This window comes from Streptomyces thermocarboxydus, from assembly GCF_024760485.1.
Classification (GTDB): Bacteria; Actinomycetota; Actinomycetes; order Streptomycetales; family Streptomycetaceae; genus Streptomyces; species Streptomyces cellulosae.
This window is the reverse complement of sequence record NZ_CP058273.1, coordinates 4291495-4317653: the sequence shown is the minus strand read 5'-3', so window position 1 is coordinate 4317653 and position 26159 is coordinate 4291495. Positions and strand designations below refer to the sequence as shown.

21 protein-coding genes and 1 pseudogene are annotated in these 26159 nt (G+C 69.8%); 5 read left to right on the top strand and 17 right to left on the bottom strand.

Annotated elements, in window-relative coordinates; genetic code table 11:
• The first annotated feature begins 362 nt into the window (after positions 1 to 362).
• Positions 363 to 1252 (top strand): annotated as a pseudogene (locus AY578_RS20035) (septum formation family protein).
• A gap of 13 nt (positions 1253 to 1265) precedes the next feature.
• On the opposite strand, the gene AY578_RS20030 reads toward AY578_RS20035, so the two are convergent.
• Positions 1266 to 1859 (bottom strand): hypothetical protein, encoded by a 594-nt coding sequence (locus AY578_RS20030; RefSeq protein WP_161106995.1) that lies wholly within the window; start codon positions 1857 to 1859, stop codon positions 1266 to 1268.
• Between the two features lie 183 nt (positions 1860 to 2042).
• On the opposite strand from AY578_RS20030, the gene AY578_RS20025 reads away from it, so the two are divergent.
• Positions 2043 to 3407 carry a putative T7SS-secreted protein gene (locus AY578_RS20025; protein ID WP_161106996.1) on the top strand — a complete coding sequence of 455 codons (1365 nt, stop codon included), beginning with the start codon at positions 2043 to 2045 and terminating at the stop codon, positions 3405 to 3407.
• Complete coding sequence (locus AY578_RS20020; protein WP_258903495.1) at positions 3404 to 4159, top strand: hypothetical protein; 756 nt, start codon at positions 3404 to 3406, stop codon at positions 4157 to 4159. The genes AY578_RS20025 and AY578_RS20020 overlap by 4 nt, the downstream gene beginning before the upstream one ends.
• A gap of 7 nt (positions 4160 to 4166) precedes the next feature.
• Here AY578_RS20020 and AY578_RS20015 read toward each other — a convergent pair whose 3' ends face one another.
• The 6 genes from AY578_RS20015 to AY578_RS19990 all read right to left on the bottom strand — a co-directional run bounded on the left by AY578_RS20015 (position 4167) and on the right by AY578_RS19990 (position 9833).
• On the bottom strand, positions 4167 to 4472 hold the full coding sequence (locus AY578_RS20015; protein WP_019527932.1) for a hypothetical protein: 306 nt from the start codon (positions 4470 to 4472) through the stop codon (positions 4167 to 4169).
• Between the two features lie 78 nt (positions 4473 to 4550).
• Positions 4551 to 5603: a hypothetical protein gene (locus AY578_RS20010; protein WP_168713408.1), complete on the bottom strand. Its 1053-nt coding sequence runs from the start codon at positions 5601 to 5603 to the stop codon at positions 4551 to 4553.
• A 156-nt stretch (positions 5604 to 5759) separates the two neighbouring features.
• Positions 5760 to 7385 (bottom strand): chaperonin GroEL, encoded by a 1626-nt coding sequence (groL, locus tag AY578_RS20005; protein ID WP_019527934.1) that lies wholly within the window; start codon positions 7383 to 7385, stop codon positions 5760 to 5762.
• A 177-nt stretch (positions 7386 to 7562) separates the two neighbouring features.
• Positions 7563 to 7871 carry a co-chaperone GroES gene (gene groES, locus AY578_RS20000; RefSeq protein ID WP_006130737.1) on the bottom strand — a complete coding sequence of 103 codons (309 nt, stop codon included), beginning with the start codon at positions 7869 to 7871 and terminating at the stop codon, positions 7563 to 7565.
• Positions 7872 to 8169: 298 nt separating this feature from the next.
• Positions 8170 to 8964 (bottom strand): polysaccharide deacetylase family protein, encoded by a 795-nt coding sequence (locus tag AY578_RS19995; RefSeq protein ID WP_037953650.1) that lies wholly within the window; start codon positions 8962 to 8964, stop codon positions 8170 to 8172.
• A complete protein-coding gene (locus AY578_RS19990; protein WP_019527936.1) occupies positions 8961 to 9833 on the bottom strand; it encodes a polysaccharide deacetylase family protein in 873 nt (290 codons plus the stop codon). Before AY578_RS19990 ends, AY578_RS19995 begins: the two co-directional genes overlap by 4 nt.
• 138 nt (positions 9834 to 9971) lie before the next feature.
• Between AY578_RS19990 and AY578_RS19985 the strand changes: the two genes are divergently transcribed.
• Positions 9972 to 11147, top strand: coding sequence for a THUMP-like domain-containing protein (locus tag AY578_RS19985; RefSeq protein ID WP_019527937.1), 1176 nt, complete (start codon positions 9972 to 9974; stop codon positions 11145 to 11147).
• 35 nt (positions 11148 to 11182) lie between these two features.
• Here the strand turns inward: AY578_RS19985 and AY578_RS19980 are convergent, their stop codons facing one another.
• From AY578_RS19980 to AY578_RS19950, 7 genes are all read right to left on the bottom strand, one after another.
• Entirely contained in the window at positions 11183 to 12448 is a 1266-nt protein-coding gene (locus AY578_RS19980; RefSeq protein ID WP_206310375.1) for an RNA polymerase sigma factor, read from the bottom strand.
• 61 nt (positions 12449 to 12509) lie between these two features.
• A complete protein-coding gene (locus AY578_RS19975; RefSeq protein ID WP_019527939.1) occupies positions 12510 to 12866 on the bottom strand; it encodes a YciI family protein in 357 nt (118 codons plus the stop codon).
• Between the two features lie 101 nt (positions 12867 to 12967).
• On the bottom strand, positions 12968 to 14053 hold the full coding sequence (locus AY578_RS19970) for an LCP family protein (protein WP_437000325.1): 1086 nt from the start codon (positions 14051 to 14053) through the stop codon (positions 12968 to 12970).
• A gap of 96 nt (positions 14054 to 14149) precedes the next feature.
• Positions 14150 to 15202: a LacI family DNA-binding transcriptional regulator gene (locus AY578_RS19965; protein WP_019527941.1), complete on the bottom strand. Its 1053-nt coding sequence runs from the start codon at positions 15200 to 15202 to the stop codon at positions 14150 to 14152.
• 214 nt (positions 15203 to 15416) lie between these two features.
• The gene (locus AY578_RS19960) at positions 15417 to 17588 is read right to left on the bottom strand and encodes a GmrSD restriction endonuclease domain-containing protein (RefSeq protein ID WP_136238197.1); all 2172 of its coding nucleotides are present in this window, start codon (positions 17586 to 17588) and stop codon (positions 15417 to 15419) included.
• A gap of 65 nt (positions 17589 to 17653) precedes the next feature.
• Positions 17654 to 17845 (bottom strand): hypothetical protein, encoded by a 192-nt coding sequence (locus AY578_RS19955; protein WP_136238196.1) that lies wholly within the window; start codon positions 17843 to 17845, stop codon positions 17654 to 17656.
• 8 nt (positions 17846 to 17853) lie between these two features.
• Positions 17854 to 18627, bottom strand: coding sequence for a DUF5753 domain-containing protein (locus tag AY578_RS19950; protein WP_370879060.1), 774 nt, complete (start codon positions 18625 to 18627; stop codon positions 17854 to 17856).
• A 352-nt stretch (positions 18628 to 18979) separates the two neighbouring features.
• Here AY578_RS19950 and AY578_RS19945 point away from each other — a divergent pair, with 352 nt between their 5' ends.
• The gene (locus tag AY578_RS19945; RefSeq protein ID WP_240801030.1) at positions 18980 to 19480 is read left to right on the top strand and encodes an ATP-binding protein; all 501 of its coding nucleotides are present in this window, start codon (positions 18980 to 18982) and stop codon (positions 19478 to 19480) included.
• A gap of 10 nt (positions 19481 to 19490) precedes the next feature.
• Here the strand turns inward: AY578_RS19945 and AY578_RS19940 are convergent, their stop codons facing one another.
• From AY578_RS19940 to AY578_RS19930, 3 genes are read right to left on the bottom strand one after another with little or no spacing between them, the layout of a single operon-like run.
• Positions 19491 to 21080, bottom strand: coding sequence for a type I restriction-modification system subunit M (locus AY578_RS19940; protein ID WP_240801029.1), 1590 nt, complete (start codon positions 21078 to 21080; stop codon positions 19491 to 19493).
• The gene (locus tag AY578_RS19935) at positions 21077 to 22510 is read right to left on the bottom strand and encodes a restriction endonuclease subunit S (protein ID WP_136238194.1); all 1434 of its coding nucleotides are present in this window, start codon (positions 22508 to 22510) and stop codon (positions 21077 to 21079) included. Before AY578_RS19935 ends, AY578_RS19940 begins: the two co-directional genes overlap by 4 nt.
• Entirely contained in the window at positions 22507 to 26094 is a 3588-nt protein-coding gene (locus AY578_RS19930; protein WP_136238193.1) for a DEAD/DEAH box helicase family protein, read from the bottom strand. Before AY578_RS19930 ends, AY578_RS19935 begins: the two co-directional genes overlap by 4 nt.
• Positions 26095 to 26159 lie beyond the last annotated feature (65 nt).

Sequence of the window (26159 nt, the reverse complement as noted above, 5' to 3'; positions counted from 1 at the left end):
AAGAGATGGCCGCCCTGCTCAGGCGACGGACAGGGGGGATCCGTCGGCGGTCGATGTGACGGCCCTCCGAGGGCACAACGCCCGGTACCGACTCAGGGTCGGCGAGAGCAGCGCAGGCACGGTCCGCGACGGTGACCCACGGCCGCGACGCCAAGGTGCGGCTCACCAGGGTGGACGGCTGATACGTCCCCATCAGGGCCCCGCGCGCTGAAGCACGTCGTACTTCCTGACCGGGCTGACGTCCTCCGTGCCGGGTCCGGCATGCACGCATCCTAGGTCCGCCAACGGCACGCACCCGTACGCGCCTTGCAACCTTCTCCCCTGCTCACAGGTCACAGCTCACAGAAAAGAGGGGGGAAGCAATGATGACCCGTGCCCCGTACCGTTCGCTGCGCGGCCTGGCCGCCGTCACCGCGCTGCTCGCGCTCGCGGCCGTCGGCTGTTCCGAGGCGTCCGAGGTCGTCGACGACGCCAAGGACGGGGCGAAGAAGGCCGCCCGGCAGCGGTCGGTGTTCTCGCTCGACGTGGGGGACTGCTACAACCCGAACGGCGGCAAGGTCGAGGGCGAGGCGTATCTCGCCGAGGTCGTGCCGTGCGACGAGGCGCACCAGGGGGAGGTCGTGGGCGAGTTCGCGCTCGACGGCGGTTCCGAGTACCCCGGGGACGAGAAGGTCGTCGAGATCGCCGACGGGCGCTGCGCCGTCGAGGCGCAGACGTACGCACCGGACACCTGGGCGCTCCCCAGGGCGTCGGCCTGTCGCACTACACGCCCACCCGGGAGAGCTGGGCGACCGGCGACCGCGCCGTGAGCTGCACGTACACCGTGGAGAAGGGCACCTTCAAGGGCTCGCTGAACACCGCGAAGTCCTTCGAGCCCGACCAGCTCACCTTTCTGAAGGGGTCGAACGCCGTCTACGAGGCGATGTGGGCCCACCAGCCCGTGTCGGACGACGTCGAGGCCGCCCTGAAGGACTACAAGGCGCAGGCCAAGGCCGTCGCGGCCGCACTCGACACGCACGTCGAGGGACTCGCCGGCATCGACGGCACCGAGGCCGGCAAGCTCCGGACGACGCTCACCAAGGCGGCCGAGCAGTGGGAGAAGGCCGCGAACGCCCCCGACGCCGACGCCTTCTACCTCGCCTACGACCGGGCGTTCACCCTCATCGACCCGAACAAGACGGTCCCCGCCCGCGAGGAGCTGGGCCTCGCCACCACCGTCCCGGCCGACGACGCGGAGGTCTGGGCGGGCTGAGGGCCGGCCCGGTTCACGCCGGCGGCCAGACGATGCCCGCCTCCTCGAGGACGCGGCCGTACCTGCGGCGCCGGCGCCGGGCGATCAGCAGGCCCAGCCCCCACAGGACGGCGAAGAACAGCCAGACGCCCGCGCACACCAGCAGCGCGCCCCCGGAGAAGCCGGTCTGGGACAGCGGGATCAGCATGACCAGCGGCAGGACCAGCAGCAGGATCAGCCCGCGCCGCCGGTGCGTGCGGCTGTGGTCGACCATGATGCGGGCGTGGAGGAGGTCCACCTCGCGTCGCGCCTCCGGCAGCGGTTCCAGGCGGCGCCCGCCGGGACGCATGCCCGGCAGCGGACCGCCGTTCAAGGCGTCCGGGTGGAGCGCGGCGGTGCGCGCCGCCCGCTCCGCCGCGTCCGGCATCCTCCGGAACGCGAAGTACGGGTTCGGGCTGCCCTTGGGCGAGAGCGGCGACAGCCCGGCGTACCGGTAGCCGTACTGCTCGACGACGTACGCGAACGCCGCGAACTGCCGCCACGACCGCTGGGTGTGACGGACGTCGTACCGCTCGGCGCCGCGCGCGCCCTCCCGCAGCAGCGCCTTGAGCTGCGCCTGCAGCAGCATCTCGCCTCCTGGTCGGTCCCGGGCCGTCGTGCCGCGCCGCTATGTCGTGAACGCGTGACGATGTGACGTCGGCGGTGGCGCGTCCGTGCGCCGCACGGATAGCTTCCTATCACCTGATCGGACCGGTTCCCCAGCTCGGGACCGGTCCGGCGCACGACGGCACAGCTCAAGGGGGACGTCCCAGTGGGTTCTTCCAAGTACCCCACTCTCGGTTTCGACCCGGCACCGGGGGACCTGGAAACGGTCCGGCTGATGGTCAAGGCGATCGGCCGGGTCAACCGGGAGAGCGGTACCGCGCAGACCCAGCTGGGCCGGATCGGCACGTCCGACGGGATCTGGGACGGCAAGGCCGCCGACACCTTCGTCAAGTCCGTCGACAAGATCCCGCCCTACCTGAAGCGCGCGCTCGACTCCCTCGGCTCCGCCCACCGGGCGCTGGCCGCCTGGGAGACCAGCCTCGACCGGTTCCAGACGCGGGCCCGCGCCCTGGAGGAGGAGGCCGTCGCCGCGGCGAAGAAGGTGAGCGCCGCCAAGGGCGCCCTGGACGGCCTGCCGGACGACACCTCCGGGATGTCGGACGAGGAGAAGGAGAAGCACGACAAGTCCGCGAAGGACAAGCGACGCGCGTACGAGACGGCCGACGGTGAGCTGGAGGCCGTGCGGAGCCGCGCCCGCACGCTGCACTCCGAGTACGTCACCGCGGCGGACACCACGGCCCGCGCCCTGAAGGACGCGGCGGACGACGCCCCGCCCGAGCCCGGCTGGTTCGACGACCTCGTCGACGGTCTCACCGAGTTCCTCTCCGACGCGTGGGACACGATCACCGACCCCGACTTCTGGAAGCTCGTCGGCGACCTCCTCGCCGACATCGCCATGGTCATCGGTGTGGTGTGCCTGGTCGCGATGCTGCTCGGCACCGGTGTGGGCGCGCTCGGCCTCATCGGTTTCCTCGTCGGCCTGGGCGCGCTGGCCGCGCACGGCGCCGCCATGGCCGGCGGGGCCGAGGGCGTCACCTGGGAGACCCTCGCCTGGGACGCGCTCGGCGTGGTCGCGGGCGGGGTGGGCCTGGCCGGGGCCAAGCTCGCTCAGGGAGGACGGCTGCTGGTGCAGTCCGGCAGGTCGCTGCGGGCGGCAGAGGGCTTCATGGCGACACTCGGCAAGATCGGGTCCGGCGGCTGGGGCAACATCGCGAAGATCCCCAGCGGCATGGCCAACTCGATGCGCGGTCTCGCCATGGCGGGCCGCGGCTGGGTGCATGTCGCCACCGGGACGGCACTGGACTTCACCGGCACCGTCACCGGGGTCGGCCTCGCCGCCGGCTCCAACGCCAACGACAGCCGCTGGACGGACGGCGACTGGAACGTCTCGGACATCCCCGTCGTCGGCCCGATCGCCGGCTTCGCCGCCTACGAGCCGCCGGACGACGAGCCCGCCACCCTGGCGCCGGGCCCCCTGGGCACCCGGTTCGACCCGGCCGGCACGCTCACCTCGGCCGGCGACAGCTTCAGCAGGCATCTGGGCCAGTCGGACCTCGGGACCGCCGCATGACGCGGAGCCCCGTCGAGGCGGCGGACGGCCGGCAGGTGCCCTACGCGTTCCGCTGCACGGTTCCCGACGAGTTCGTGCGGCTTCCCGACCCCGGCGCCGTCGACGGCTGGTACGAGTCGCTGGTCCGGCTGGTCCCCGACGCCGACGAGACGCACCTGGCCGCGGTCGCGCAGCAGCTGCGCGCCGCCCTGCCGGGGCTGTCCCGGGGCGGGGAGGAGACGGTCGACATGACCGCGCTGTGCCTGGGCACCGAGGACGTCGGGGGCGAGGAGCGCCTGTCGATGGGGCTGCTGGCGGTGACCGTCCGGCCGAGCGGACACCGCGACCGGCTGCTGACCGCCGAGGGCGTCTACCGGGCCAAGGAGCGGCGGTTCTTCTCCGGGGAGAGCGACCTGCGTGAGCTGGACTTCCCCCTGGGCAAGGGGGTGCAGGGCCGCCAGGACATGGTGCTGGCGGCCAAGCTGCCCTGCGGCCCGGGGGTGATGTCGACGTCGCTGCGGATGGTCACCCTGCCGTCCCGCCTGATCGCCGAGGCCGGCCTCGGCGACCTCGCCGCCGGGGAGGACGTACGCCCGCAGCTCCCCATGGCGACGCTGCAGCTGGTCGTTCCCGCCCCGCGCGACTACTGCGTGTACGTGACGATCTCGACGCCGTCGGTGTTCCTGCTCGACTCCTACAGTGCGCGGCTGGCCCGCATCGGGCGCACCTTCAGCTTCGACGGGCCGGACGAGCCAGGTCAGGCCACGGGCTGACGAGGACTCACGTGCCGCCCTCGGCACGCTTCTTGCGCAGCTCCTCCGACAGCTTCCCGTCGAGTCCGAGGAACTCGTCGGACGCCTTCCGCGCGAACTTCGACACGCCCTTGGTCAGCTTCGCCAGTTCCCCGAAGCCGTAGTCCCAGGATTCGGCGAAGTCGTCGCAGGCCGACTCCAGACCGCTGTGGCCGATCTGGCGGGCGTCGGCGTGCTTCAGCTCCTTGGACGCCGACTTCATCTGGCCGCCGCTGCTCTCCAGCGTGCCGGCCATCCACAGGACCTCGTCACTGGCGAACCTCAGGAACGACACCTCTCGCCCTCCACTCCTCGACCGCCGGTCCGGACATGATGCCCCAGCCGCACGGATCCGGCGGGGGCGGTGTCCCGGCTAGTCACCGCCCCCGCCGCCGTCTCCCCCGCCGCCGTCCCCGCCGTCCCAGCCGCCGCCCCCGCCTCCGTCTCCGGCGTCGCCTCCGTCGTTGCCCCAGCCGTCGTTGCCGCCGGGTTCGTTGTCGTCGCGGCCCCGGCCGAGGTTGCTGAACCAGGGCTGGTCCCAGCCGTCGCCGGTGTCGCGGTGGTGGCGGGCCGGGCGGAAGCGGGCCAGGCCTGTCGCGTCGCCGAGGCCGAAGGAGACCGCGACCGCGTGGGCCATGACCGCGTCCAGCGGGTCGGGGCTCTCGTGGCGGACCTCGGCCAGCGGCAGCAGCAGGGTGCCGGGGGCCGGTGCGGATCTTCGCGGCGGGCGGATCAGCAGGGCGACCGGCGTGTCGCCGCGGAACAGCCGGGAGGCCTCCGGGTCCGCGCGACGCAGGGTCCACTGCCGGTCGGGGAGCCCGATCTCCACCGTGCTCCTCGACTTGCGGAACCTCTTGCGCAGGACCAGACGGGCCACGGCGTCCCCCACGGTCAGCACCAGACCGGTGCCACCGTCGCCGTGGCCGAGGAAGCCGTACGGCGCCCGCAGGCGCACGGCGGGAGCGTGCGGGCCCCAGACGTCGACGCGGACCTGGCGGCGGTCCACGGCCACCGCGACCGGACCGGCGGGGCCGTGCGCGTAGCGGCGGGCGATCCACAGCGGGACGCCCTCCTGCTGCGCTCGCGCGGCGAGGGCGGCGACCTGCTCAGGGCCGCCGCAGCGGCGTACCGCGAGCTCGCCCAGCGCGCGGGCGAAGGCGGACGCCTGACGCACCTTCAGGGGGACGCAGCTGCCGGTCGCCCGGGTCACGGGGACCGGTGCGGCGCCTTCGGGGAGGGACGCCAGGGGGCGTTCGGCGCCTCCGCCGCCCAGCCAGGCGCCCCGCAGGAACGCGTCGGCGACGGCGGCGAGGTTCAGCTCCTCCAGCGGGGTCGTCCGGCCGCCCCTGCGCAGTCCGCTCTCGCCGAGGTGCACGGTGCGCGCGAGGGGGTTGCGGGAGCGTTCCCCGTACAGCACCTGGTCCATCGCCGTCCCCCTCCCGCCGCGGCCGTCGTCTGCTGAGAGTGCGGACCGGCGGGGTGCGGTTCCATGGTCCTGGTGAGGTACGGCGAAGGCCCGGCGCCGCCGTCCTCGTGGACGGGGCGCCGGGCCTGCGTTCCAGGCTCTGGCGGCCTCAGGCCGTCAGTGGGCGTGCCCGTGGCCGTGGCCGGCGGCGGCCGGCTCTTCCTCTTCCTTCTTCTCGACGACCAGGGTCTCGGTCGTCAGCAGCAGGGAGGCGATGGAGGCGGCGTTCTCCAGGGCGGAGCGGGTGACCTTGACCGGGTCGATGACGCCGGCCTTGATCAGGTCGCCGTACTCGCCGGTGGCGGCGTTGAAGCCCTGGCCCTTCTCGAGCTCGGCGACCTTCGAGGTGATGACGTAGCCCTCGAGGCCGGCGTTCTCGGCGATCCAGCGCAGCGGCTCGACGGCGGCCTTGCGGACCACGGAGACACCGGTGGCCTCGTCGCCGGTCTTGCCGAGGTTGCCCTCGAGGACCTTGACGGCGTGGACCAGCGCGGAGCCACCACCGGAGACGATGCCCTCCTCGACCGCGGCGCGGGTCGCGGAGATGGCGTCCTCCAGACGGTGCTTCTTCTCCTTCAGCTCCACCTCGGTGGCGGCGCCGACCTTGATCACGCACACGCCGCCGGCCAGCTTCGCGAGGCGCTCCTGGAGCTTCTCGCGGTCCCAGTCGGAGTCCGTGGCCTCGATCTCGGCCTTGATCTGGGCGACGCGGCCCTCCACGTCCTCCTTCTTGCCGGCGCCGTCGACGATCGTGGTGTCGTCCTTGGTGACGGTGACGCGTCGGGCGGAGCCGAGCACGTCCAGGCCGACCTGGTCGAGCTTGAGGCCGACCTCCTCGGAGACGACCGTGGCGCCGGTGAGGACGGCCATGTCCTGCAGCATCGCCTTGCGGCGGTCACCGAAGCCGGGCGCCTTGACGGCGACGGCGTTGAAGGTGCCGCGGATCTTGTTGACCACCAGGGTCGACAGGGCCTCGCCCTCGACGTCCTCGGCGATGATCAGCAGCGGCTTGGAGGCGTTGGCCTGGATGATCTTCTCCAGCAGCGGCAGCAGGTCCGCGATGGCGGAGATCTTGCCCTGCGTGATGAGGATCTGCGGCTCGTCGAGGACGGCCTCCATGCGCTCCTGGTCCGTCACGAAGTACGGCGACAGGTAGCCCTTGTCGAAGGCCATGCCCTCGGTGAAGTCCAGCTCCAGACCGAAGGTGTTGGACTCCTCGACGGTGATGACACCGTCCTTGCCGACCTTGTCCATCGCCTCGGCGATGAGTTCGCCGACCTGCTGGTCCTGGGCGGACAGCGCGGCGACGGCGGCGATGTCGGACTTCTCGTCGATCGGGCGCGCGGTGGCGAGGAGGTCCTCGGACACGGCGGCGACCGCGGCGTCGATGCCCTTCTTCAGGGCGGCCGGGGAGGCGCCGGCGGCGACGTTCTTCAGGCCCTCGCGGACCAGGGCCTGGGCCAGCACGGTGGCGGTGGTGGTGCCGTCACCCGCGATGTCGTTGGTCTTGGTCGCCACCTCCTTCACCAGCTGCGCGCCGAGGTTCTCGTACGGGTCCTCGATCTCCACCTCGCGGGCGATCGTGACACCGTCGTTGGTGATGGTGGGGGCGCCGAACTTCTTGTCGATGACGACGTTGCGGCCCTTGGGGCCGATCGTCACCTTGACCGTGTCGGCAAGCTTGTTGACGCCGCGCTCGAGGGCGCGACGGGCGTCCTCGTCGAACTTCAGGATCTTCGCCATGGCAGCGGGAGCCCTCTCGGAAATCTAGATGAAATCACTGCGCCCCTGGGCCGCCCGGCTCCTTGTCGGATGCTGGGGCCAGGGGCGCAGTGTTCGAGCAGAAGTACTTGCTACGAGGTCGAGTTCTCCGGGGGCAGGCCCCGGGGTCCCCTTACGTCTCGACTACTTCTCGACGATTTACTTCTCGACGATCGCGAGGACGTCGCGGGCCGAGAGGACGAGGTACTCCTCGCCGTTGTACTTGACCTCGGTGCCGCCGTACTTGCTGTACAGAACGACGTCGCCGACCTTCACGTCGAGCTCGACGCGCTTGCCGTCCTCGAAGCGGCCCGGACCGATGGCCAGGACGACGCCCTCCTGGGGCTTCTCCTTCGCGGTGTCCGGAATGACCAGGCCCGAAGCCGTGGTCTGCTCGGCGTCGAGCGGCTGGACCACGATGCGGTCCTCGAGCGGCTTGATGGCAACCTTGGAGCTGGCGGTCGTCACGATCCGACCTCCCCCTTCGGAGATCTCACGGGGTTAACTGTCTGAGGTGGCGACCAGGTCGATCCGTCGTCGCGGGTGCCGGACCTGCCCGTCGCTTTTTTGGCACTCTCCAGGGGGGAGTGCCAGACCCGAGACTATGACCGCGATTAGCACTCGGTCAAGCGGAGTGCCAATTGCCGTGCGGCGCGTCGGGGGGTGGGGGTGTTTTTCGGGGCGCGGTTGCGCGGTGGGCGGTGTTGCTCGGAACGCCCGGGGCGCTGCGCCCCGGACCCCCGCCGTCGGCCTGACGGCCTCGTCTTCAAGCGCCGGACGGGCTGGGAGCGGCCGCGGACGGGCCGGGAGCGGCCGGGCGCGTACGGCCAGGGAGGTACTCCTCCAGCCTGCCCACCCTCAAGTCCCGCTCCTCCAGTTCCGTCAGGAGCCTCGTCGTGCGTTCCGCCAGGGACAAAGGCGGGGCCTCGCCCGACGGTACGGAGACGATGTCGCCGGGGCGCAGGTGGCGGGGGCCATGCGTGTACGTGAGGTGGCCGTCGGGTTCCAGGGTCACGCGCCACAGGACCACCGCGGCGATGCCGCACTCGGCGGCGGCGCGGAGGGTCGCGGTGTCGTGGCGGCCGTAGGGCGGTCGGAAGAGGCGGGCGCGGACGCCGAAGCGGGCGGCGAGTTTGCGCTGCTGGCCGCAGATCTGGGCGCGCTGGGCGGCGAGGGGCAGGCCGGGCAGGGCCGGGTGGTCGAGGGTGTGGTTCTGGAGGTTCGCGCCGACCGCGCGCAGGCGGGCGAAATGGCCGTACCCGGGGCCGATCACGCTGTCGGTGAGGAACATGCTGACCGGCAGCCCGCGCTCGCGCACCAGGTCGATGAAGCGGGGGTCGCGTTCGGCGCCGTCGTCGTAGGTGAGGAAGACGACCGGGTCGTCGGTGGTGACGTGGTCGACGACCGGAGGGAGCGGCGCCGGGGCGACGGCGGTGGCCGGTCCGCCGGCGCGGGAGGAGAGATGTCCCGCGCCCGACGGGGCCGCGCATCCCGCGGTGGTGGCGAGCAGCAGGGCGAGGGCCGCCGGGAGGGGGCCCGGAGTGCCGCGCCGGCGCCTCACAGGTAGTCCTCCAGCCTGGCCACGGCGTATCCCTCGGCCGTCACCTTGTCGAGGAAGCGGCGGATCATGTCCCGCATGGTGCCGTCCCAGTCCTCGCGGCCCCGGAAGTGGGACAGCACGATGTCGCCGGGATGGATCTTCCGGTCCCACTCGCGGTACTCCCAGTGGTCGACGAAGACCTCCTCGTTCCACAGCGGGACGTGGGTGATGCCGCAGCTCTTCGCGGTGCGCAGGGTCGCCTTGTTGTAGTTCCCGTAGGGCGGGCGGAAGAGGACCGGGCGGGTGCCGTAGCGCTTCTCGACGACGTCCTGCATGCCGCAGATCTCGCGCTCCTGCTCGGCGCGGGACAGGCCCGGCAGGTACGGGTGGTGGAGGGTGTGGTTGTGCAGGGCCACGCCGCGTTTCTGCATGTCCTTGAAGTAGCCGTAGTTCTCCTCGGCGAGGTAGTCGCTGAGGAACGCGCTGTACGGCACCTTCAGTTCGGTCATCATCCGCAGGAACTCGGGGTCCTTCTCGGCGCCGTCGTCGATGGTGAGGAAGACGACCTTCTCCTTCACCGGGACGGTGGTGAAGACCGGGGGGAGGCCGAGGCGTTCGTGGCCGTCGACCTCGAAGCCGTCGCGGGTGGTGATGTGCGGCTTCTTTGCCGGAGGCGGCGGGGCGGTCAGCGGGACCTTCTTCAGGCCCCAGCGTTTCGCCGCGGCGGCGCGTGCGGCCTGCGCGGCGCGCAGCTTGTCGGCGTAGGAGTCGAGGGCGCGCGCCGGGGGCGCCTGGAGGGGCTGGCCGCCCGCCGGTTCGACCGCGTCGCCGTCCCTGCCGCAGCCCGAGGCCAGGGCGGCGAGCGCGAGGGCGGCGAGACCGGTCCGCACCCCCAGCCGCCGCCTCCGCTTCTTATCGTTTTGTCCTACTAGTCGCATGGAGTCGGATCCTCGCAGCCGCCCGGCCCGCGCCCGGCCCGACACCGCGGCCGGAGGCGCACGGTCCTCCGACTGGCCCACAATGACCCGGTGAACGACCTCGCCCCGCTCCTCACCCCCGAAGGCCGCGCCCTCCTCGACGAGGTGCGCGACACCGACCCCGCGCAGGAACTCGCCGTCGCGACCCGGCTGCGCCGCGACCACCCCGCCGAGCTGGTCTCGGCGGCGCTCGGCCAGGCACGGCTGCGGCAGCGGGCGATGGCGAAGTTCGGGGCGGAGGACGCGGCGCGGATGTTCTTCACCCCGAACGGGGTGGAGCAGTCGACCCGGCGCAGCGTCGCCGCGTACCGGGCGGAGCGGCTGCGGGCGGCGGGCGTGCGGTCGGTCGCCGACCTGTGCTGCGGGATCGGCGGCGACGCGATCGCGCTGGCGCGGGCCGGGATCCGGGTCCTGGCCGTCGACCGGGACCCGCAGACGGCCGCGGCCGCCCGTGCCAACGCGGAGGCGCTCGGCCTCGCCGGCCTGATCGAGGTGCGCGAGGCGGACGTGACGGAGGTCGACACGTCCGGCTACGACGCGGTGTTCGTGGACCCGGCCCGGCGCTCGTCGAAACGCGGCCGGATCTTCGACCCGGAGGCGTACTCGCCGCCCCTGTCCTGGGCGGTGGGGGCCGCGCTGAAGGCGCCCAAGGCCGCCGCGCTGAAGATCGCGCCGGGCGTCCCGCACGAGGCGGTCCCGGCCGAGGCCGAGGCGGAGTGGATCTCCGACGGCGGGGACGTGAAGGAGGCGGTCCTGTGGTTCGGCACCGCGCCCGGCACGGTCCGCGCGACCCTGCTCCCGGGCCCGCGCACCCTGGTCTCCCGCGGCCTGCCCGACCCCGAGGTCCGCCCCGTCGGCCGCTACCTGTACGAACCCGACGGCGCCGTCATCCGCTCCCACCTGGTGGCCGAGGCCGCCGAACCCCTCGACGGCGGCCTGATCGACCCGACCATCGCCTACATCACCGCGGACACCCTGACCCCGACCCCGTACGCCACGGCGTACGAGATCACCGACCAGCTCCCCTTCAACGTCAAGAAGCTGAAGGCGCTGCTCAGGGAGCGCGAGGTGGGCGTCCTGACGGTCAAGAAGCGCGGCTCGGCGGTCGAACCGGAGGAACTCCGCCGCAAGGCCCTCCCGAAGCCGCACGGCACGTCATCGGTCACGGTCTTCCTGACGCGGGTGGCCGGCGCACCGACGATGCTGCTGGGGCATCCGGTGCGCTGATCAGCCCCTCCCCGAAAAAGCCGGGCCGCGCCCCCTCAACCCCCCACGCCCTCCGCCCGCCCCCGCAACATCTGCCGCTCCCGCGCGTTCCCCGTCAGCTCCGCCGCCCTCAGGAACTCCTCCCGCGCCTCTTCCCGACGCCCCAGCCGGGCCAGCAGGTCGCCCCGCACACTCGGCAGCAAGTGGTACTCACGCAGCGCCGGTTCCGCCGACAACGCGTCCACCAGTGGCAGCGCCGCCTCCGGGCCCTCCGCCATGGAGACGGCGACCGCGCGGTTGAGCTCGACCACCGGGGACGGGGTGCGGGCGGCGAGCAGGGCGTAGAGGGCGGCGATGCGGCGCCAGTCCGTCTCCTCGTAGCGGTACGCGTGTGCGTGGCAGGCGGCGATGGCCGCCTGGAGGACGTACGGGCCCGGGGGGCCGGAGGCGACCGCGTCGGCGCGGGCGAGGGCGGTGGCGCCGCGGGCGATGAGCAGGCGGTTCCAGCGGGCGCGGTTCTGGTCGGCGAGCAGCACCGGCTCGCCGTCGGGGCCGGTGCGGGCGGCGGTCCGGGACGCCTGGAACTCCAGCAGGGCCGTCAGCCCGTGCACCTCGGGCTCCTTCGGCATCAGCCCGGACAGCACCCGGGCCAGCCGCAGCGCGTCCTCGCACAGCGTGGGCCGCAGCCAGTCGCCGCCGGCGGTGGCCGCGTAGCCTTCGTTGAAAATCAGGTAGATGACGTCGAGGACCGAGCCGAGGCGGGCCTCGCGGTCGGGTCCGTACGGCACCTCGAAGGCGACGTTCTTCCTGGCCAGCGTGCGCTTGGCGCGGACGATCCGCTGCGCCACGGTCGCCTCGGGCACGAGGAACGCGCGGGCGATCTCGGCCGTGGTCAGCCCGCCGAGCAGCCGGAGCGTGAGGGCGGTGCGCGCCTCGGCGGACAGGGCGGGATGGCAGGCGGTGAAGACGAGCCGCAGCAGGTCGTCGTCGATGTCGTCCGGGTCGGCGGGCGGCTCGGGCGGGGTCGTCACCAGGTCGGCGTCCCGGCCGATCTCGGCGAGCTTGCGGGCGTACGTCTCCCGGCGGCGCACCAGGTCGACGGCGCGGTGCCGGGCGGTGGCGGTGAGCCAGGCGCCCGGGTTGTCCGGCACCCCGTCCCGCGGCCACTGCTCCAGGGCCGCGACCAGGGCGTCCTGCGCGAGTTCCTCCGCGATGCCGACGTCACGGACGACCCGGGCCACCGCGGCGACCACCCGCGGGAACTCCATGCGGAAGACCGTCTCGACGGCCCCGTCCGGTCCGGCGGTGGGCTGTGGTGTCACAGCCCACCATCAGACACCCGTACGGCGGCCGGGCCAAGTGCGGCCCGCGAGGCCGGCCCGGTCAGCCCTCCTCGATCTCCCGGACCTCGCAGGTCACCGTCCAGTGCGGCTCGTGCACCTTCAGGAACCGCTTGGTCCACTCGATCGCCTCGGCCTTGTCCTTGGCCTGGAGGAGGGCGTACCCGCCGATGACCTCCTTGGTCTCGGTGAACGGCCCGTCCGTCACGGACAGCTGTCCGCCCTCGTAGTGGACCCTGGATCCCTGGGCGGTCGGGGTCAGTCCGGCGGTGTCCAGCAGGACGCCGTTCTTGGTCATCTCCTCGATCAGCTCGCCCATCCGCTGCATCAGCTCGGGGCTGGGTCCGCCCTCGGGGGCGTTGTTCTCGTCGATGCGGATGAGGGAGAGATAGCGCGGCATGTCGGCTCCTCGGGGTGTGCGGGCCGGGTCCTTCCCGGCCTCTCACCTTTGCGTCGAACGGCGCGGACGGAAATCGACACCCGGAAGAAAAAATTCTCGCCTCACTTCAGCGAGGCCCACAGCTTCCCCGCCTCCGGCTCGTCCGGCACCACCCGGTTGGGGTCGGAGGGGGCCGGCAGCACCGGCATGGTCACAGTGGTGATCCGGTCGGCGGTCAGGCCGTCCAGGCTGCCCGCGAAGGACGCCAGTTCGCCGAGGGAGTCCAGACCGGTGTCGGTGGTGAGGCTTTCGGTGACGGCGTCGGCGACCCCGAACAGCGCGGCCGGGTTCGTCAGCAGATCCCGCTCGCCGATCTGCCGGACCAGCGCCTTCACCAGGTCCTGCTGAAGCGTGATCCGGTTCAGGTCGCTGCCGTCGCCGACGTCGTACCGGGTGCGGGCGAGCGCGAGGGCCTGTTCGCCGTCCAGGTGGTGGGTGCCCGCGTCGAGCGTGAGGTGGCTGCGGTCGTCGTCGATGTCCTCGCGGGTGGTGACGGTGACCCCGCCGAGCGCGTCGACCAGGCGTGCGAACCCGGCGAAGTCGATCTCGACGTAGTGATCCATACGCACACCGGTGAGCGCCTCGACGGTCTTCACCGCGCACACCGGACCGCCCACCTCGTAGGCCGTGTTGAACATGACCCCGGACGCCGGCGTCGTCGCGCCCCCGTCCTCCAGCGGGCAGGACGGCCGGTCGACGAGGGTGTCGCGGGGGATGCTGACCACCGTCGCGGAGGTCCGCCCGGCGTCGAGGTGCACGACCATCGCGGTGTCGGACCGCGCGCCGCCCTCCGGCCCGCCGCCCAGCTCCCGGTTCTCCGCTCCGGTGCGCGAGTCGGAGCCGAGCACCAGCGCGTTCAGCGCCCCGGACGGCAGCGGCGAGGCGTCCCCGTACGTCGACGGGGCAGGGGTGGCCGTGGCACGGGCGGGGCGGTCGTCGCCCAGGGCCTGGTCGATGTCGACGCCCCGGATGTTCCCGTCCAGCCGCAGATACGCCCAGGCCGCCGCGCCCGCGCCGAGCACGAGCAGCCCGGCCAGCACACCCCCGACGGCCTTCAGCGTGCGTCTCCTCCGCCGGCCGGGCGGTATGTCCGCGCCCCCGGCGTCCCCCGTGCCGTTGTCCCCGCTTGCCCCCCGATGTCCCGTCACAGACGGGAACTTACGTCCGAATCATGACGGGAGGCGTTCCCCGGACGTCTTTCTCGCGAAATTCTCAGATTCGCGACGACCTGCCCGCCGGAGAGCTCAGCGCCCCGCCGGTGCCGCCGTACTGCTCCGCACCACCAGGCTGGTCGCCAGCTCCACGCGCGTCGCCGACGCCGAGTCCTCGCCCTTGCCGAGGTCGAGCACCAGCTTGGCCGCCGCCTCCGCCATCTCCGTCAGCGGCTGCCGTACGGTCGTCAGCGGCGGGCCGACCCAGCGGGCCACCGGCAGGTCGTCGAAGCCGACCACGCTCAGGTCCTCCGGAATCCGCAGCCCCAGTTCGCGCGCGGCCTCGTACAGCCCGAGCGCCTGGAGGTCGTTGCCGGCGAACACGGCGGTGGGCCGGTCCTCGCGGCGCAGCAGGGCGAGCCCCTGCCGGTAGCCGGCGTCGTGGTGGAAGTCGCCGGACACGATCAGGGACGGGTCCACCGGCAGCCCGGCGGTCTCCAGGGCCGCCCGGTAGCCGTCGACGCGGGCGCGGCTGCACATCATCCGAGAGGGTCCGCTGATCGCACCGATCCGGGTGTGCCCCAGCTCGATCAGGTGCCGGGTCGCGGCGAGCCCGCCCTGCCAGTTGGTCGCGCCGATGGAGGGCACGTCGGTGCCCGGGTCGCCGGCCGGGTCCATCACCACGAACGGGATGGAACGGCTGGTCAGCAGCGCGCGCCCGGACTCGTCGAGGCCGGACAGCACCAGGATCACGCCGTGCGGGCGGCGGGCGGCGACCTGATCGGCCCAGGTGCGGCCGGGTGTGAGCCGCCCCGCGCTCTCGGACAGCACGACACTCAGCCCCGCGTCCCGGGCGACGTTCTCCACGCCCCGGATGACCTCCATCGCCCAGGCGCTCTCCAGCTCGTGGAAGACCAGGTCGATCAGCGGCGAACGGCTGGCCTCGGCGCGGCGGCGCCGGTAGCCGTGGGTGCGCAGCAGCTCCTCGACCCGGGAACGGGTGCCGGGGGCGACGTCGGCGCGGCCGTTGAGCACCTTCGAAACAGTCGGCGCGGAGACACCCGCCTCGCGGGCGATCTCGGCGAGCGTCGCGGTCTGCGTGCTGCGCCCGTGGGTCCGGGTGTCAGCGGGCTGCGGGGAAGTCATGGCGGCGATCGTATCTCCGCGAGCTCACATGGCGAACCCTCCAGACGGTCCTACGCCTTCGGAACATTCGAGTTCGACATCGAAATGTTCGCTGAATCCAGGCGCATGAGGGTCTGGCTGGGCTTTAAGGGAACCGTCGCACCCAGGACACGCTCGTCGCCCTGAGAGTCAGGGCGTGGCCCCCACCAAGGGGGCCACGGGCATGAGCCAACCCTCAGACGAGTCCCTTCTCCAGCGCCTCACGCCTGACCTCGACGAGTCGCACCTCTCGGCCGCCGATCCGGGCGCGCCAGAAGTTCCATCCGGGGCACGCTTTTGTCTGGAGGACGAACTCCCCGGCTGCGGACAGGGACCCGAAGCTCTCGCCGGAGGCCACCTGAATACGGCCGTCGTCGAGCACCTGGGCATAAAACTCTTCCTCGCGACGCCGTCCCACGAGCTGGGCACGCTCCGGAAGCAGGCCCTTGGCGATGAGGTCGGTGACCGCGACGTCGTACCGCGCTCGGGTGCGTGTGCGGGAGCGGTCAGGACGCTGCGCGGGGACGACTGACGCGCCGAAGGAGGCCGCCGGATTCCAGATGATCTCGCACAGGCGTCGGTAGAGTTCCTGGCGCGTGCGGATTGCCGCCTTGTCGAACTTGGTGAAGGCGCGGAGCGGCCGGTCGAGCTTGTGCTGCTTCACAAACTTGTTGAAGGGGGCGTTCCGTTCCCGGTGCTTGGGGTGCAGCGCGCCGGCGAGGTGGTTCTGCCGCTGGTAGTAGTCGAGCTTCTCTTCGTAGGGAAGATCCTGATAGCTGGCGTTGTCCGACTTCTGGAGCAGCAGCAGCGCGCCGAGACGGTTGCGGTAGGAGTCGAACTCGGCTCGAGTAGGCGTCTCGGGCTGATACCGGTCGAAGTGGTTGGCCCAGATGTGCTCGATCTCGAAGGGGCGTCGACTGTCGAGGTACCTGCTCATGTCGTCGCCCCGACCACAGCCTGTCTCGACGTAGCCGGTAAGGCGGGCCAGGAGGTAGCGCACCTGACGGCGGTTGTTGGAGCGCAGACCGTAGGTGCTCATGCTGGTGAAGTCGTAATCCAGGGAAGCGACTTCGCGGGCGAGCACATCGCGAAGCCTGTCCACGTCGGTGCCACCGCGCAGGAGGCCGACCAGCCTGACGGCCTCGCGGTCGAGGTCGGTGCTCGAGGCCGGCAGGTCGTTGACGAGGCGGCGTACGAACACGAGGTCGAGGTAGTCGGCGATGATCTTCGCCTTCGCCTTGAAAGTGCTGATGTCGTCGCCGGGACTGACTGCAGCAAGGATGGGTGCAGCTTGCATGGAGATGCCGTTGTAGGCGTTGAAGTAGACGCTGCTGAGCTCAGGAACGTAGCTGGTGGCTGCCGCTGCGAGCGCGAGGTACCGCCTGGCGTTCTCCGCGAGATCGTCGATAAGCCTGCGGTGATCCGACGCGCGTGTCAGTTCCAGGCGCGCGGCGTTGTCCTTGACCCAGGTGTGGAACGGACCGTTGATTCTCTCCACGTCCGGGGAGAGTTCGTCCGAGCCCTTACCTGTGCCGACGTTCGCACAGCGGCCAATTAGATAGGTTTTGATGAACTCGCTGGGAGCGTTCACGTCGACGCCGGCCAGCTCAGAGATCATCTGACGCCAGACGTTCGCGGCGCCGCTCGCGTGCTCGGGGCCGACCTCGGACAGCAGGAAGCTCTTCAGCAGGTCGATCGGGCCGAGCCGCACCCCCCGGTCGTTCATCGACTCGTACATCTCCCACCCCTGCTCAGAGGTGGCGGCCCGGATGCCCACCATGCAGACGCCGTCGAGGAGCCAGTCGACGAAGTAGGGCAGCGCGTCACCGCGCAGGTCGTCAGGGAACTCCTCCCGGAGAACCCGGGACGCGTCCCACAGCCTGCGCAGGGCGCCGGAAGCGCCTTCGGGGAGTACGTAGTCGTGGTCCTTGAAGACTTCGTCCAGGAACTGCCGGCGCTCCGGGATGTCGAGGGTGTGGACGGATTTCCCGTACTTACGAGTCTCGATCAGGCTGGTCAGTCCGTCCGCATCGTGGTCGAGATCCTGGGCCCGCAGTAGTTCGCGGAGATAGACCAGCATCAGGTGCAGTGTCGTGATGCGCTGCTGTCCGTCCACGAGGTAGGTGACGGACGCATCCTCGTGATAGACATACGGGCCCATAAAGTAAGGCTGGTAGTGGGCGACCTGCTCCCGGTCGTGCTCGAGCTTCCAGTTCTGCATGAACTTTTTGCGCAGGTCTTCGATGAGGCGACGCACATCTGTACGTCCCCAAGTGAAGTCGCGCTGATAGGTGTCTAACTGGTAGCGACGGCCGGTGAACACCTCTTCGATCGTCATTGCCTTGCTCTGGATCAGGTTCTCCAGCAACGCGCCCCCCGGGCCTTCGTGATCGTTTCCCCCGTACCAAGCTTGCACCGGGCAGGCCGCTGAAGCTAGAGGAGGTGGTCGGCCTTGCCTGCCTTGATGCCCCGGATGAGCTGCACGAGGGCTTCCCGGGTGTCGGTGAGGGGGTGGTCCTCCTGGCCGGCTATGGCGATGTAGGCGTTGCCTTCAGCGTCGGTGCCTAGACGGAAGCAGTTGGCACCTTCACCGCAGAAGGGATCCTCCCACTGGATGTCCGGCATGGCGCCTCCTAGAGATCGTTAACGAGGGAGCGGATGAAATCGCGTGATGTGCCAGGAGCGAGGGCAACTGACTCCGCAGCGACCAAGTGCGCGCGGTATTTGCGCAGTTGCATCTCCGAGTCGATGAACTCCGGCCCATGCGTGCTGTCCAACTCGACCGTGTCGAGCTGGGGAACGTCGGCCTGGAGGTAGGTCACCGATTGGCCTGCGCCAGGAAAGGCGCCGGCCTTGAACGTAATCACCCGCAGAGTGACGTTCTCCCGCTCGGAAGCAAGCAGCAACTCTCCCAACTGCCGACGTGCAACGGCCGGGCCGCCGAACTGCATGCGCAGTGCCGCCTCATGGACGATGACGTCGAGCTGCGGCGGGTCGGTACGGTCGAGGATGCGCTGACGGTCGACGCGGTGGGCGAGACGCACCTCTATGTCGGCCTCCGGCAGCGGAGGAATGACCGCCTCGAATACGGCGCGAGCGTGGTCCTCGGTCTGAAGCAGGCCGGGAAGATGGACGCTGAGGATGAAGCGCAGGCCCCGCGCATGCCACTCCAGCTCCGCGATGTCCAGCAAGCCTGCGGGGAGTTGGCCTCGATAGCCCTTCCACCAGCCCTTGGTGCGATCGCCAGCCATGGCGGCCAACGCCTCGACGTAGTCCTGATCCGTACAACCGTAATTGCTGGCGAGGGTCCGTACGCGGGCACCACTGACAGGTGCCCGTCCGGACTCCATATTCGGAATGTTCGTGCGCGGGACGCCGAGCAATCCGGCCGCATGCTCCGTCGTCATACCGGCCGCCTGGCGCATCTTCCGCAACTCGGCACCAAGGCGCCGCTGACGCTCAGTCGGGGCACTTCTCGCTACCAAAGCCGGCTCCGTTTCAGGTGTTTGACGGGGTCAGTCTGCCCGGACACGGCCAGGGAGGTCCACCCGGCCATTTCATCCAAGGAGTTACATGTACCTCCATAGTGCGCTACGTTTAGTAGCGCATAAGCAACGTGCAGTTATGTAGCTGGAAGTGCATCACGCGAGCCTGCCCGCGTCCTCCTGCCCTGGGAGGGGCGGGCTCGCGTCAGGGAGACAGGCCACCGGCTGCGCGCAACCTGACCCTCATCTGCCCTCTGCCGTAAGGGGATCCGCCATGTCTGCGATGACAGCCGTCACTCTGTGCCCCATCTCGTCGGACTCGCTTCCGGCGATCGAGCCCACGTCCGACACCCTCTCCTACAGCCTCACCCTGCCCGCCGCCCCGGCCAGCGCGGCGATGGCCCGTGCGGCGACTCGCGCCGCCCTTGACCTGCACGGACTCGGGGACGCGACCGAGGCCGTGGTGCAGACGGTGAGCGAACTGGTCGCCTGCGCCTGCCGTTTCAGCGCCGCTGACGACATCTATGTGTCCCTACGACACCGCGACGGAACGGTCCGGGTGATCGCCTACGACAGCCACCCTCGGCACACCCACCCCCGTCTCTCCGCGGTCTGCGACGCGCGGCGTAAGGGGACTCTGCGAGTCCTCGCGGCGGTCGTCCGGGCCTGCGGCGGAACGTGGGGGTTCGACGCGGCGCGGCAGCCCAGCGGCGGTACCCGGATGTGGGCGGTCCTGCCCACATCCGGTGCGAGGGCGTACGGAAGGGGGCGGTGACCTCGTCGAGTTAGGCCAGCTCGGCCTCGTCCTCGATCACTTCACCGCCGAGCGCCTCGGCGATCGCCTTGAACTCGTCCAGGGCCGCTTGCAGGTCCTGGACGATTTCCTGGGCGATGACCTCGGGCTCCAGGTCACTGTCCGCGTCCTCCAGCGCTGGGTCCTTCATCCAGGTGATGTCCAGGTTCACCTTGTCGCGCTTGATCAGCTCGTCGTAGGTGAAGACCTGCCAGGGACCGTCCGGTGAATCGGAGGGCTTGCGGTTCTCGCGCTCACCCGGGCGGTAGGCGGCGACGAAGTCGTCCAGGTGGGCGCGGGTCATCGGGCGCTGCTTCAGGGTGAAGTGCTGGCCCGTGCGGAAGTCGTAGATCCACGTCTTGGTGGTCTGTGGCTTGCCGTCCGCTCGCGGGGGCTTCTTGTCGAAGAAGAGGACGTTGGCCTTGACGCCGCCCGCGTAGAAGATACCGGTGGGCAGGCGCAGGATCGTGTGCAGGTCGAACTCGTTCAGCAGTCGGCGCCGGATCTTCTCGCCGGCGCCGCCCTCGAAGAGGATGTTGTCGGGGAGGACGACTGCGGCTCGTCCGTCAACCGCCGTCAGCGACATGATGTGTTGCAGGAAGTTGAGCTGCTTGTTGGACGTGGTCACGGTGAAGTCGTCGCGGTCATACTCGACGTCCTCCTTCTCCACCGTCCCATCCTGGCCGATCACGTTGATCGCGGACTTTCGACCGAAGGGCGGGTTCGCGAGGACGAGCGTGGCGTGACGTCCGCTGGGCTTCTTAGCAAGGGCGTCTCCGACCGTGACGAGGCTGGGGCCGTCGCTGGTGCCGATGCCGTGGAGCAGCATGTTCATCGCGGCGAGACGGGCGGTGCCGGTGACGAGTTCGTTGCCACGGATGTGGTCGCCCCGTTGGAGCGCGGTGCGCTTCTCTCTGCTCAGGCCCTTTATGTGGTGCTTGCGCAGGTAGGAGTGCGCGGCGATGAGGAAGCCACCGGTGCCGCAGGCAGGGTCGGCGATGATGTCGTCCGGCGTGGGTCGGGTGACCTCGACGATGGCGTCGATCAGGGCGCGGGGGGTGAAGTACTGGCCGGCGCCGGTCTTCGTGTCGGAGGCGCCCTTATTGAGGAGGCCTTCGTAGGCGTCGCCCTTGAGGTCGGTGCCCTGGATCATCCACTGCTCGCGGCCGATCAGTTCAACGACGAGCTTTTCGAGGAGGGCGGGCTTGGTGATGCGGTTCTGCGCTTCGGCGAAGATCGTGCCGATGGTGGTGCCCGGGCGGCGGCCGAGTTCGTCCAAGACGTCTCGGTAGTGACGCTCCAGTTCCACACCACGCTTGGTGACCAGAGACTTCCAGTCGTACTCCGGCGGGATGACCTGGGTGATCTCGTCGTCCTCCCAAGCCTCCTCGACCATCTCGTCGACCATCTTGAGGAAGAGGAGATAGGAGAGCTGCTCGACGTACTCGATGGTGGACATACCGTTGTCGCGGAGGACGTTGCAGTAGTTCCAGAGCTTCGCGACGAGGGTGTTGGTCTGCGCGGCCGCCTTGGCCCGTACCTCGGGCGCCGGTTCGGTGGTGGTCTCTTCGACGGCGGTCACAGGGAATTCTCCTGCTGGACGGAGGTACGGGGGGCTTCGGTGGGTTCGGGCACCGGGTTGGTCTCGGCGGCTTTGCGGGCGGCTGAAACCTTCCGCGTGCGCTTCGGCTTGGGGTGAGCGGCCCGCTCAGTGCGGATGCGATCGAGTACGGCGGCGGCCGACTCGTCGTCGGGTTTTTGGGGCGCCAGACAGCCCGAAAATGCCTTGCGGAGCAGCGCCTTGCGCAGAGCATTAGCTCGACGGAGGCTTCGCTCAGCCTCGGTATCGACGGCGGCGATACCGGTGAGCAGCTCGTCGCATCTCGTCACCAACTGCTTCTGGACAGACAGAGGAGGGATGGGGAACTCGACTGCTTTCAGACGCTTCGCCGAGAGATGCGCGATGTTCGTCGTAATACGAACCTCACGCATGAAGCGCTTGGCATGCAGGTGCCGACGGAAGACCATCAAAGCCCATTCGGGAAGAACATCCTCGTTGGCCTGAAAGCGCAGAAGGCTGTTGGTGAATGCCACACTTTCGGGAACACCTCGATACAGGGCCGGTCGGCCGACCAAGTGAGGGCTTTGCCCTTCATTGAGGAGCACATCACCGTTATAAAGCTTGTACTTCTCGAAGATCCCGGAGAAATCCATCTCCATGATGTCCGACGTGTCGATGCGGTCCTCAAAGACGTTTGCGACGCGCAGGTACGGGTGCATCTCGGGACCGTTGTGCCAGTCGGGGTGTCGAGCGCGGCCGAGTTCCACCGTGCCGGCTTCTTCGACGGTGACCACACGCCAGTCGCCTGGCGGCTCCTCAGGGACAAGCTTAAGAAACACCGTCTTCCGGAGACCTTCGAGCCTGCGGCGCGCCCGCTGAGCTGTAGTGACCGCAGCATGGAGACGCGACAGTTGGGCGTCCAGAGCCTCAACAATCCGCTCCTGCTCACTCAGCGGCGGAAGCAACAGGCGAATATCCTCAAGGATCTTCTGGTTGAGCTTGTAAATTCCGGCCGTGGTACGCACTCGCGATTCGATCTGGGATCGAATTATGGGTGACTGCCAAAGGAGCCTGAGGAACGCCGGGTCAAGAACTCGTCTATCAGGACGGACTCGGATCATCGTGTCCGGAAAAGCCACCGGCGTCGGAACGGCCCCGACGACTCCACCGCGCCCGACGAGGTTTAGTGATCCGTTTCCGCGACTGAGCAGAAAGTCCCCTTCAGTCACATAAAAGGGCGCTGCCTCATCGGCCGTCCACGCACCCCGTTTACTTTCAGATAGGTCGATCCACCCATCCTTGATCGAGGTCAGACGCAGGACCGGGAAGCCCCCTACATGATCGCGAACGGAACGTCCGTTACTCAGGGGCTCGGAAAGTACGTCTGCCAGACGAACGGAAACCCACCCGTCCGGAAGCCCAGCTCCCTCGGAGAAGTCCGTGCAGCTCAACCCAGTTCCCGGTTCAGTTCGCCCAACAGTTCTTGCGCTCTCGTTCTGCCGCCGAACGTGGCCGCGAACCCGCCGCGGCCGCCCTGTGCGGTGAACGGCTCGATGTTCAGCTCGGGTGACTCGATGCCCACGTCGTCTGCGATTACGTCGCGTATCCGTTCCAGCCACCACATCTGTTCGGCGGTGAACTCCACGCCTGCCTGCCTCTGACGCAGCAGCCAGCCCTGGAAGCGCTCCTCGACAACGTTACGGTATGGCTGAAGCTGATCATCCGCTCCGAGCTCGTAGCGGATCAGCGCGATCAGGTCACCGAGGCCCGCCTCGCGCCCCGGATGCGCGGCAGCGCGGCCCAGCTGCTCATAGTGACCCCACAGTACCGTCGGCGTCCACGCACGCGGGCCGCTTTTGATCTTGCCTTCCAGCTCACGCAGTGCCGCCCGCTTCTCCGCGATCGAACGGTTGCCGCTGCCTGAGCCCAGGGCGACCTGGACGGCGGCGTGACGGTCCCGCTCGGCCTTGGTCAGCACCTCGCGCCAGTCCTCCAGCTCCTCACGGGCACGCTCGGCACGGTCCACCTCGACCACGTCGGTGACGGTCACGGCCGTGGTCTCGTCGTACGTCAGGTCCTGCTGGTGACGGATCTCGACGATCAGCTTGCGCAGCTCCGGGTTGCCCGTGAGTGGCGCAATGGCGTCCGTGACCAGTTTGCGTGCCGCCTGCTCGCCGCCCGACCTCAGTGCCGCGTCCTGGCTGTCGACGTCGACGGCGTCGGCGAGGTTGCGGGCGAGCGACGTCAGCGTGGTGCCGTCGCCCGCGACCTCGTCGATGCGCCGACGCTCGTCGTCGGTGAGTTGGCGGTCGACGCGGGCAAGGCGGCGGGCCAGTGTCTCGGCCTCGTCCGTGGTCAGGGCCAGCGTCGCCGTCTTGTCCAGGAGCTTGTTGAGGGACACCTGCCGCTCGCCGGCCGGGATCAGGGGCCGGGCGTCGACCAGGGGCGAGTCCGTGACGCCGACCGCGTCCACCAGGACGAACCTGTCCTTAGCCAGATCCCTCGCCGCCTTTGGGGTGACCGCGCGCAGCTCGTCCGGGTCGATGGAACGGGCGCCGCGGCCCTTCATCTGCTCGAACAGCACGGGGCTACGCACCGACCGGAGGAAGATCACGCACTCCAGGGCCTTCACGTCCGTGCCCGTGGCGATCATGTCGACCGTGATGGCGACCCGGAGACTCGGGGAGTTACGCAGGGCGCTGATCAGCTCATCGGGGTTCTCACCGTTCTGCCGGGACTTGTAGGTGATCTTTTTGGCGAACTCGTCGCCCCGTCCGAAGACCTCCTTGACCTGCTTGAGGACTTCCTCGGCGTGATCCTCGCCCACGGCGAAGATCAGCGTCTTCGGCACCTCGGCGCGGCCCGGGAACCAGCGGGGCCAGGTGTTCTTGTAGAGGGTGAGGACCTGCCGGATCTCGTCCTCGTTGATCACCGATCGGCCGAGTTCCCGGATGCTGTACTCGAAGTCGTTCTCAAGCTCCTCGTACCGCTGCGCGCGCGTCTTGCGGTCGCGGATGCGGACGGTCGTGCCAGCCTCGATGGTGGCGCCGCCGTCGTCCCGCAGGTTCGTGTGGATGCGCGCGATGTCGAAGTCGACGTTGACTCCGTCGGCGACCGCCTGCTCGAAGGTGTACTCAGAGACCAGGTTGTTGTCGAAGAAGCCGCGGGTCTGCGGGGTGGGGGTGGCGGTGAGGCCGACGAGGTGGGCGTCGAAGTACTCCAGGACGGCACGCCACAGGCCGTAGATCGAGCGGTGGCACTCATCGACGATGATTACGTCGAACGACTCGATGGGCACGCTGGGCTGGTACTCGACCGACGCAGGGTGGTCCAGCGCGTACGCCTTGTCGCGGTCCTTATCGGCCTGCTCGTCCTGGGCGTCCGCCGTCGCGTCGTCGTCCATGAGCGGCTCGCCCTTGAGTAGGCTGTACATCTTCTGAATCGTGCAGACAACCACCGCGGACGTCCGCTGGATCCCGGCGGAGCCTAGACGGTCCACGTTGTAGAGGTCGGTGAAGGTGCGGCCCTCGTCGGGCGTCTTGTAGCGGCGGAACTCGCCGAGGGCCTGGCGGCCTAGGTTGTTCCGGTCGACGAGGAACAGCACACGCCCAGCGCCCGCGTGCCGCAGCAGCCGGTGCGTGGCGGTCACCGCGGTAAATGTCTTTCCGGCACCCGTCGCCATCTGGATCAGGGCGCGCGGGTGATCCTGCGCGAGGGACGCCTCCAGCTTGTTGATCGCCTCGAACTGGGCATCCCGCAGGCCATGCCGCTCCAACTCCGGCATCCGCTCACGCAGCGCCGCGCGGAACGTCGCACCCTCCGCCTCCACGTTCTCGGCACGGCGCATCCACTCGGCGATTGTCTCGGGTCGGTGGAAGGCGAAAACCGCGCGGGAACGGGCATCCGGATCAAGGCGGTTGACGAAATACGTCTCGGTGCCGGTGGTGGCGTACCGGAACGCGAACGGCTCGTCCCGGCGCCACACGCTGAGCGCGTAGTCCCGGTGCACGCCACGCGCGTACCGCTCGTTCTGCGAGAGGGCGCTACTGAGAGGGGTGCCCTCGCGCTTGGCCTCGATGACGCCGACGATCCTTTGGTCTACGTACAGAACGTAGTCGGCGCGGCCGGTCGCCAGCGTGAACTCCCGCACAGCGACGCCCCGTCCGGCCAGCGGGTTGAGCTGGTCGCGGTCCTGGACGACCCAGCCCGCGGCCTCGAGGAGCGCGTCGATACGGACGCGGGCCTGTACCTCGTTGAGCGGCGCCGGGCGCTGCGCCCGCTCGACGATCGCCTGCCGGGCGGACACGGCTACCTTGCGGGGCTGCCGGCGCTCCTTCTCGTAATCGGCCTGCTGTGCCTTGCGCAACTCGGCAATCTGCGACTGGAGCTGCTGCAATTGCTCGGCCAGCGCGGCCTGCGACTGCTGCGCGCTGGTCATCAGCGCTTGGGCTTCCTCCCGGGCCCTGCGCTCCGCCTCCAGGCGGTTCTCCGTCTCGCTGAGCCGGACGCGCGACTCGGCGAGCGTCGCCCGGTGCCGGTCCAGCGCCTCCCGCAGTGCCCGCGCCTCGGCCGGGTCGCTCAGGTCATCGGGAATGGCGGGCGGCACGAAGGCCCGCACGGTGCGGGAGCCGGTCAGCGCGCGGTCGAAGAAGACACCCAGGTCCCAGCAGAGCCGGACGTTGGCGAGGGCGGCGGTCGTGTCGAAGACGTGAGCGTGCACGGCCTCGTTGCCGCTTCGGCGGAGCGTGTCGAACGCCTCGCGCACGGGGGCGGTGAGCGCACCGATGCTGGTCAGCGCGCGCAGGCGGTCGATCTGGCGGGTGCCGGTGACGCGGAGGCCCGTGCGGCGCACCAGTTCCTCGGCCAGGACCTCACCGAACTGGCGCGCGCTGACGGAGGCCGCATTGGGGTTGGTGAAGACGTTCAACTCGGACTGTGAGCCGTAGAGTGCGAGCAGCGGCTCATGCCCGTACAGCATTCCGAAGTTCGGCGAGGCTTTCGCCAACTCGTGCAGGCGGCGGAGCTGTTCGTCCATGCGCGCGTGTCCCCCCGGACTCGACGTGGCCGGCGCCGATGACGGCGAGCGCTCAGCTTAGCCAC

Excerpts from the sequence above, each read along its gene's own strand:
- AY578_RS20030 (WP_161106995.1), bottom strand. The coding sequence starts at position 1,859 with ATGCTGCTGCAGGCGCAGCTCAAGGCGCTGCTGCGGGAGGGCGCGCGC.
- AY578_RS20020 (WP_258903495.1), top strand. The coding sequence starts at position 3,404 with ATGACGCGGAGCCCCGTCGAGGCGGCGGACGGCCGGCAGGTGCCCTAC.
- AY578_RS20010 (WP_168713408.1), bottom strand. The coding sequence starts at position 5,603 with ATGGACCAGGTGCTGTACGGGGAACGCTCCCGCAACCCCCTCGCGCGC.
- groL (WP_019527934.1), bottom strand. The coding sequence starts at position 7,385 with ATGGCGAAGATCCTGAAGTTCGACGAGGACGCCCGTCGCGCCCTCGAG.
- AY578_RS19975 (WP_019527939.1), bottom strand. The coding sequence starts at position 12,866 with ATGCCGCGCTATCTCTCCCTCATCCGCATCGACGAGAACAACGCCCCC.
- AY578_RS19965 (WP_019527941.1), bottom strand. The coding sequence starts at position 15,202 with ATGACTTCCCCGCAGCCCGCTGACACCCGGACCCACGGGCGCAGCACG.
- AY578_RS19955 (WP_136238196.1), bottom strand. The coding sequence starts at position 17,845 with ATGCCGGACATCCAGTGGGAGGATCCCTTCTGCGGTGAAGGTGCCAAC.
- AY578_RS19950 (WP_370879060.1), bottom strand. The coding sequence starts at position 18,627 with ATGACGACGGAGCATGCGGCCGGATTGCTCGGCGTCCCGCGCACGAAC.
- AY578_RS19945 (WP_240801030.1), top strand. The coding sequence starts at position 18,980 with ATGTCTGCGATGACAGCCGTCACTCTGTGCCCCATCTCGTCGGACTCG.
- AY578_RS19930 (WP_136238193.1), bottom strand. The coding sequence starts at position 26,094 with ATGGACGAACAGCTCCGCCGCCTGCACGAGTTGGCGAAAGCCTCGCCG.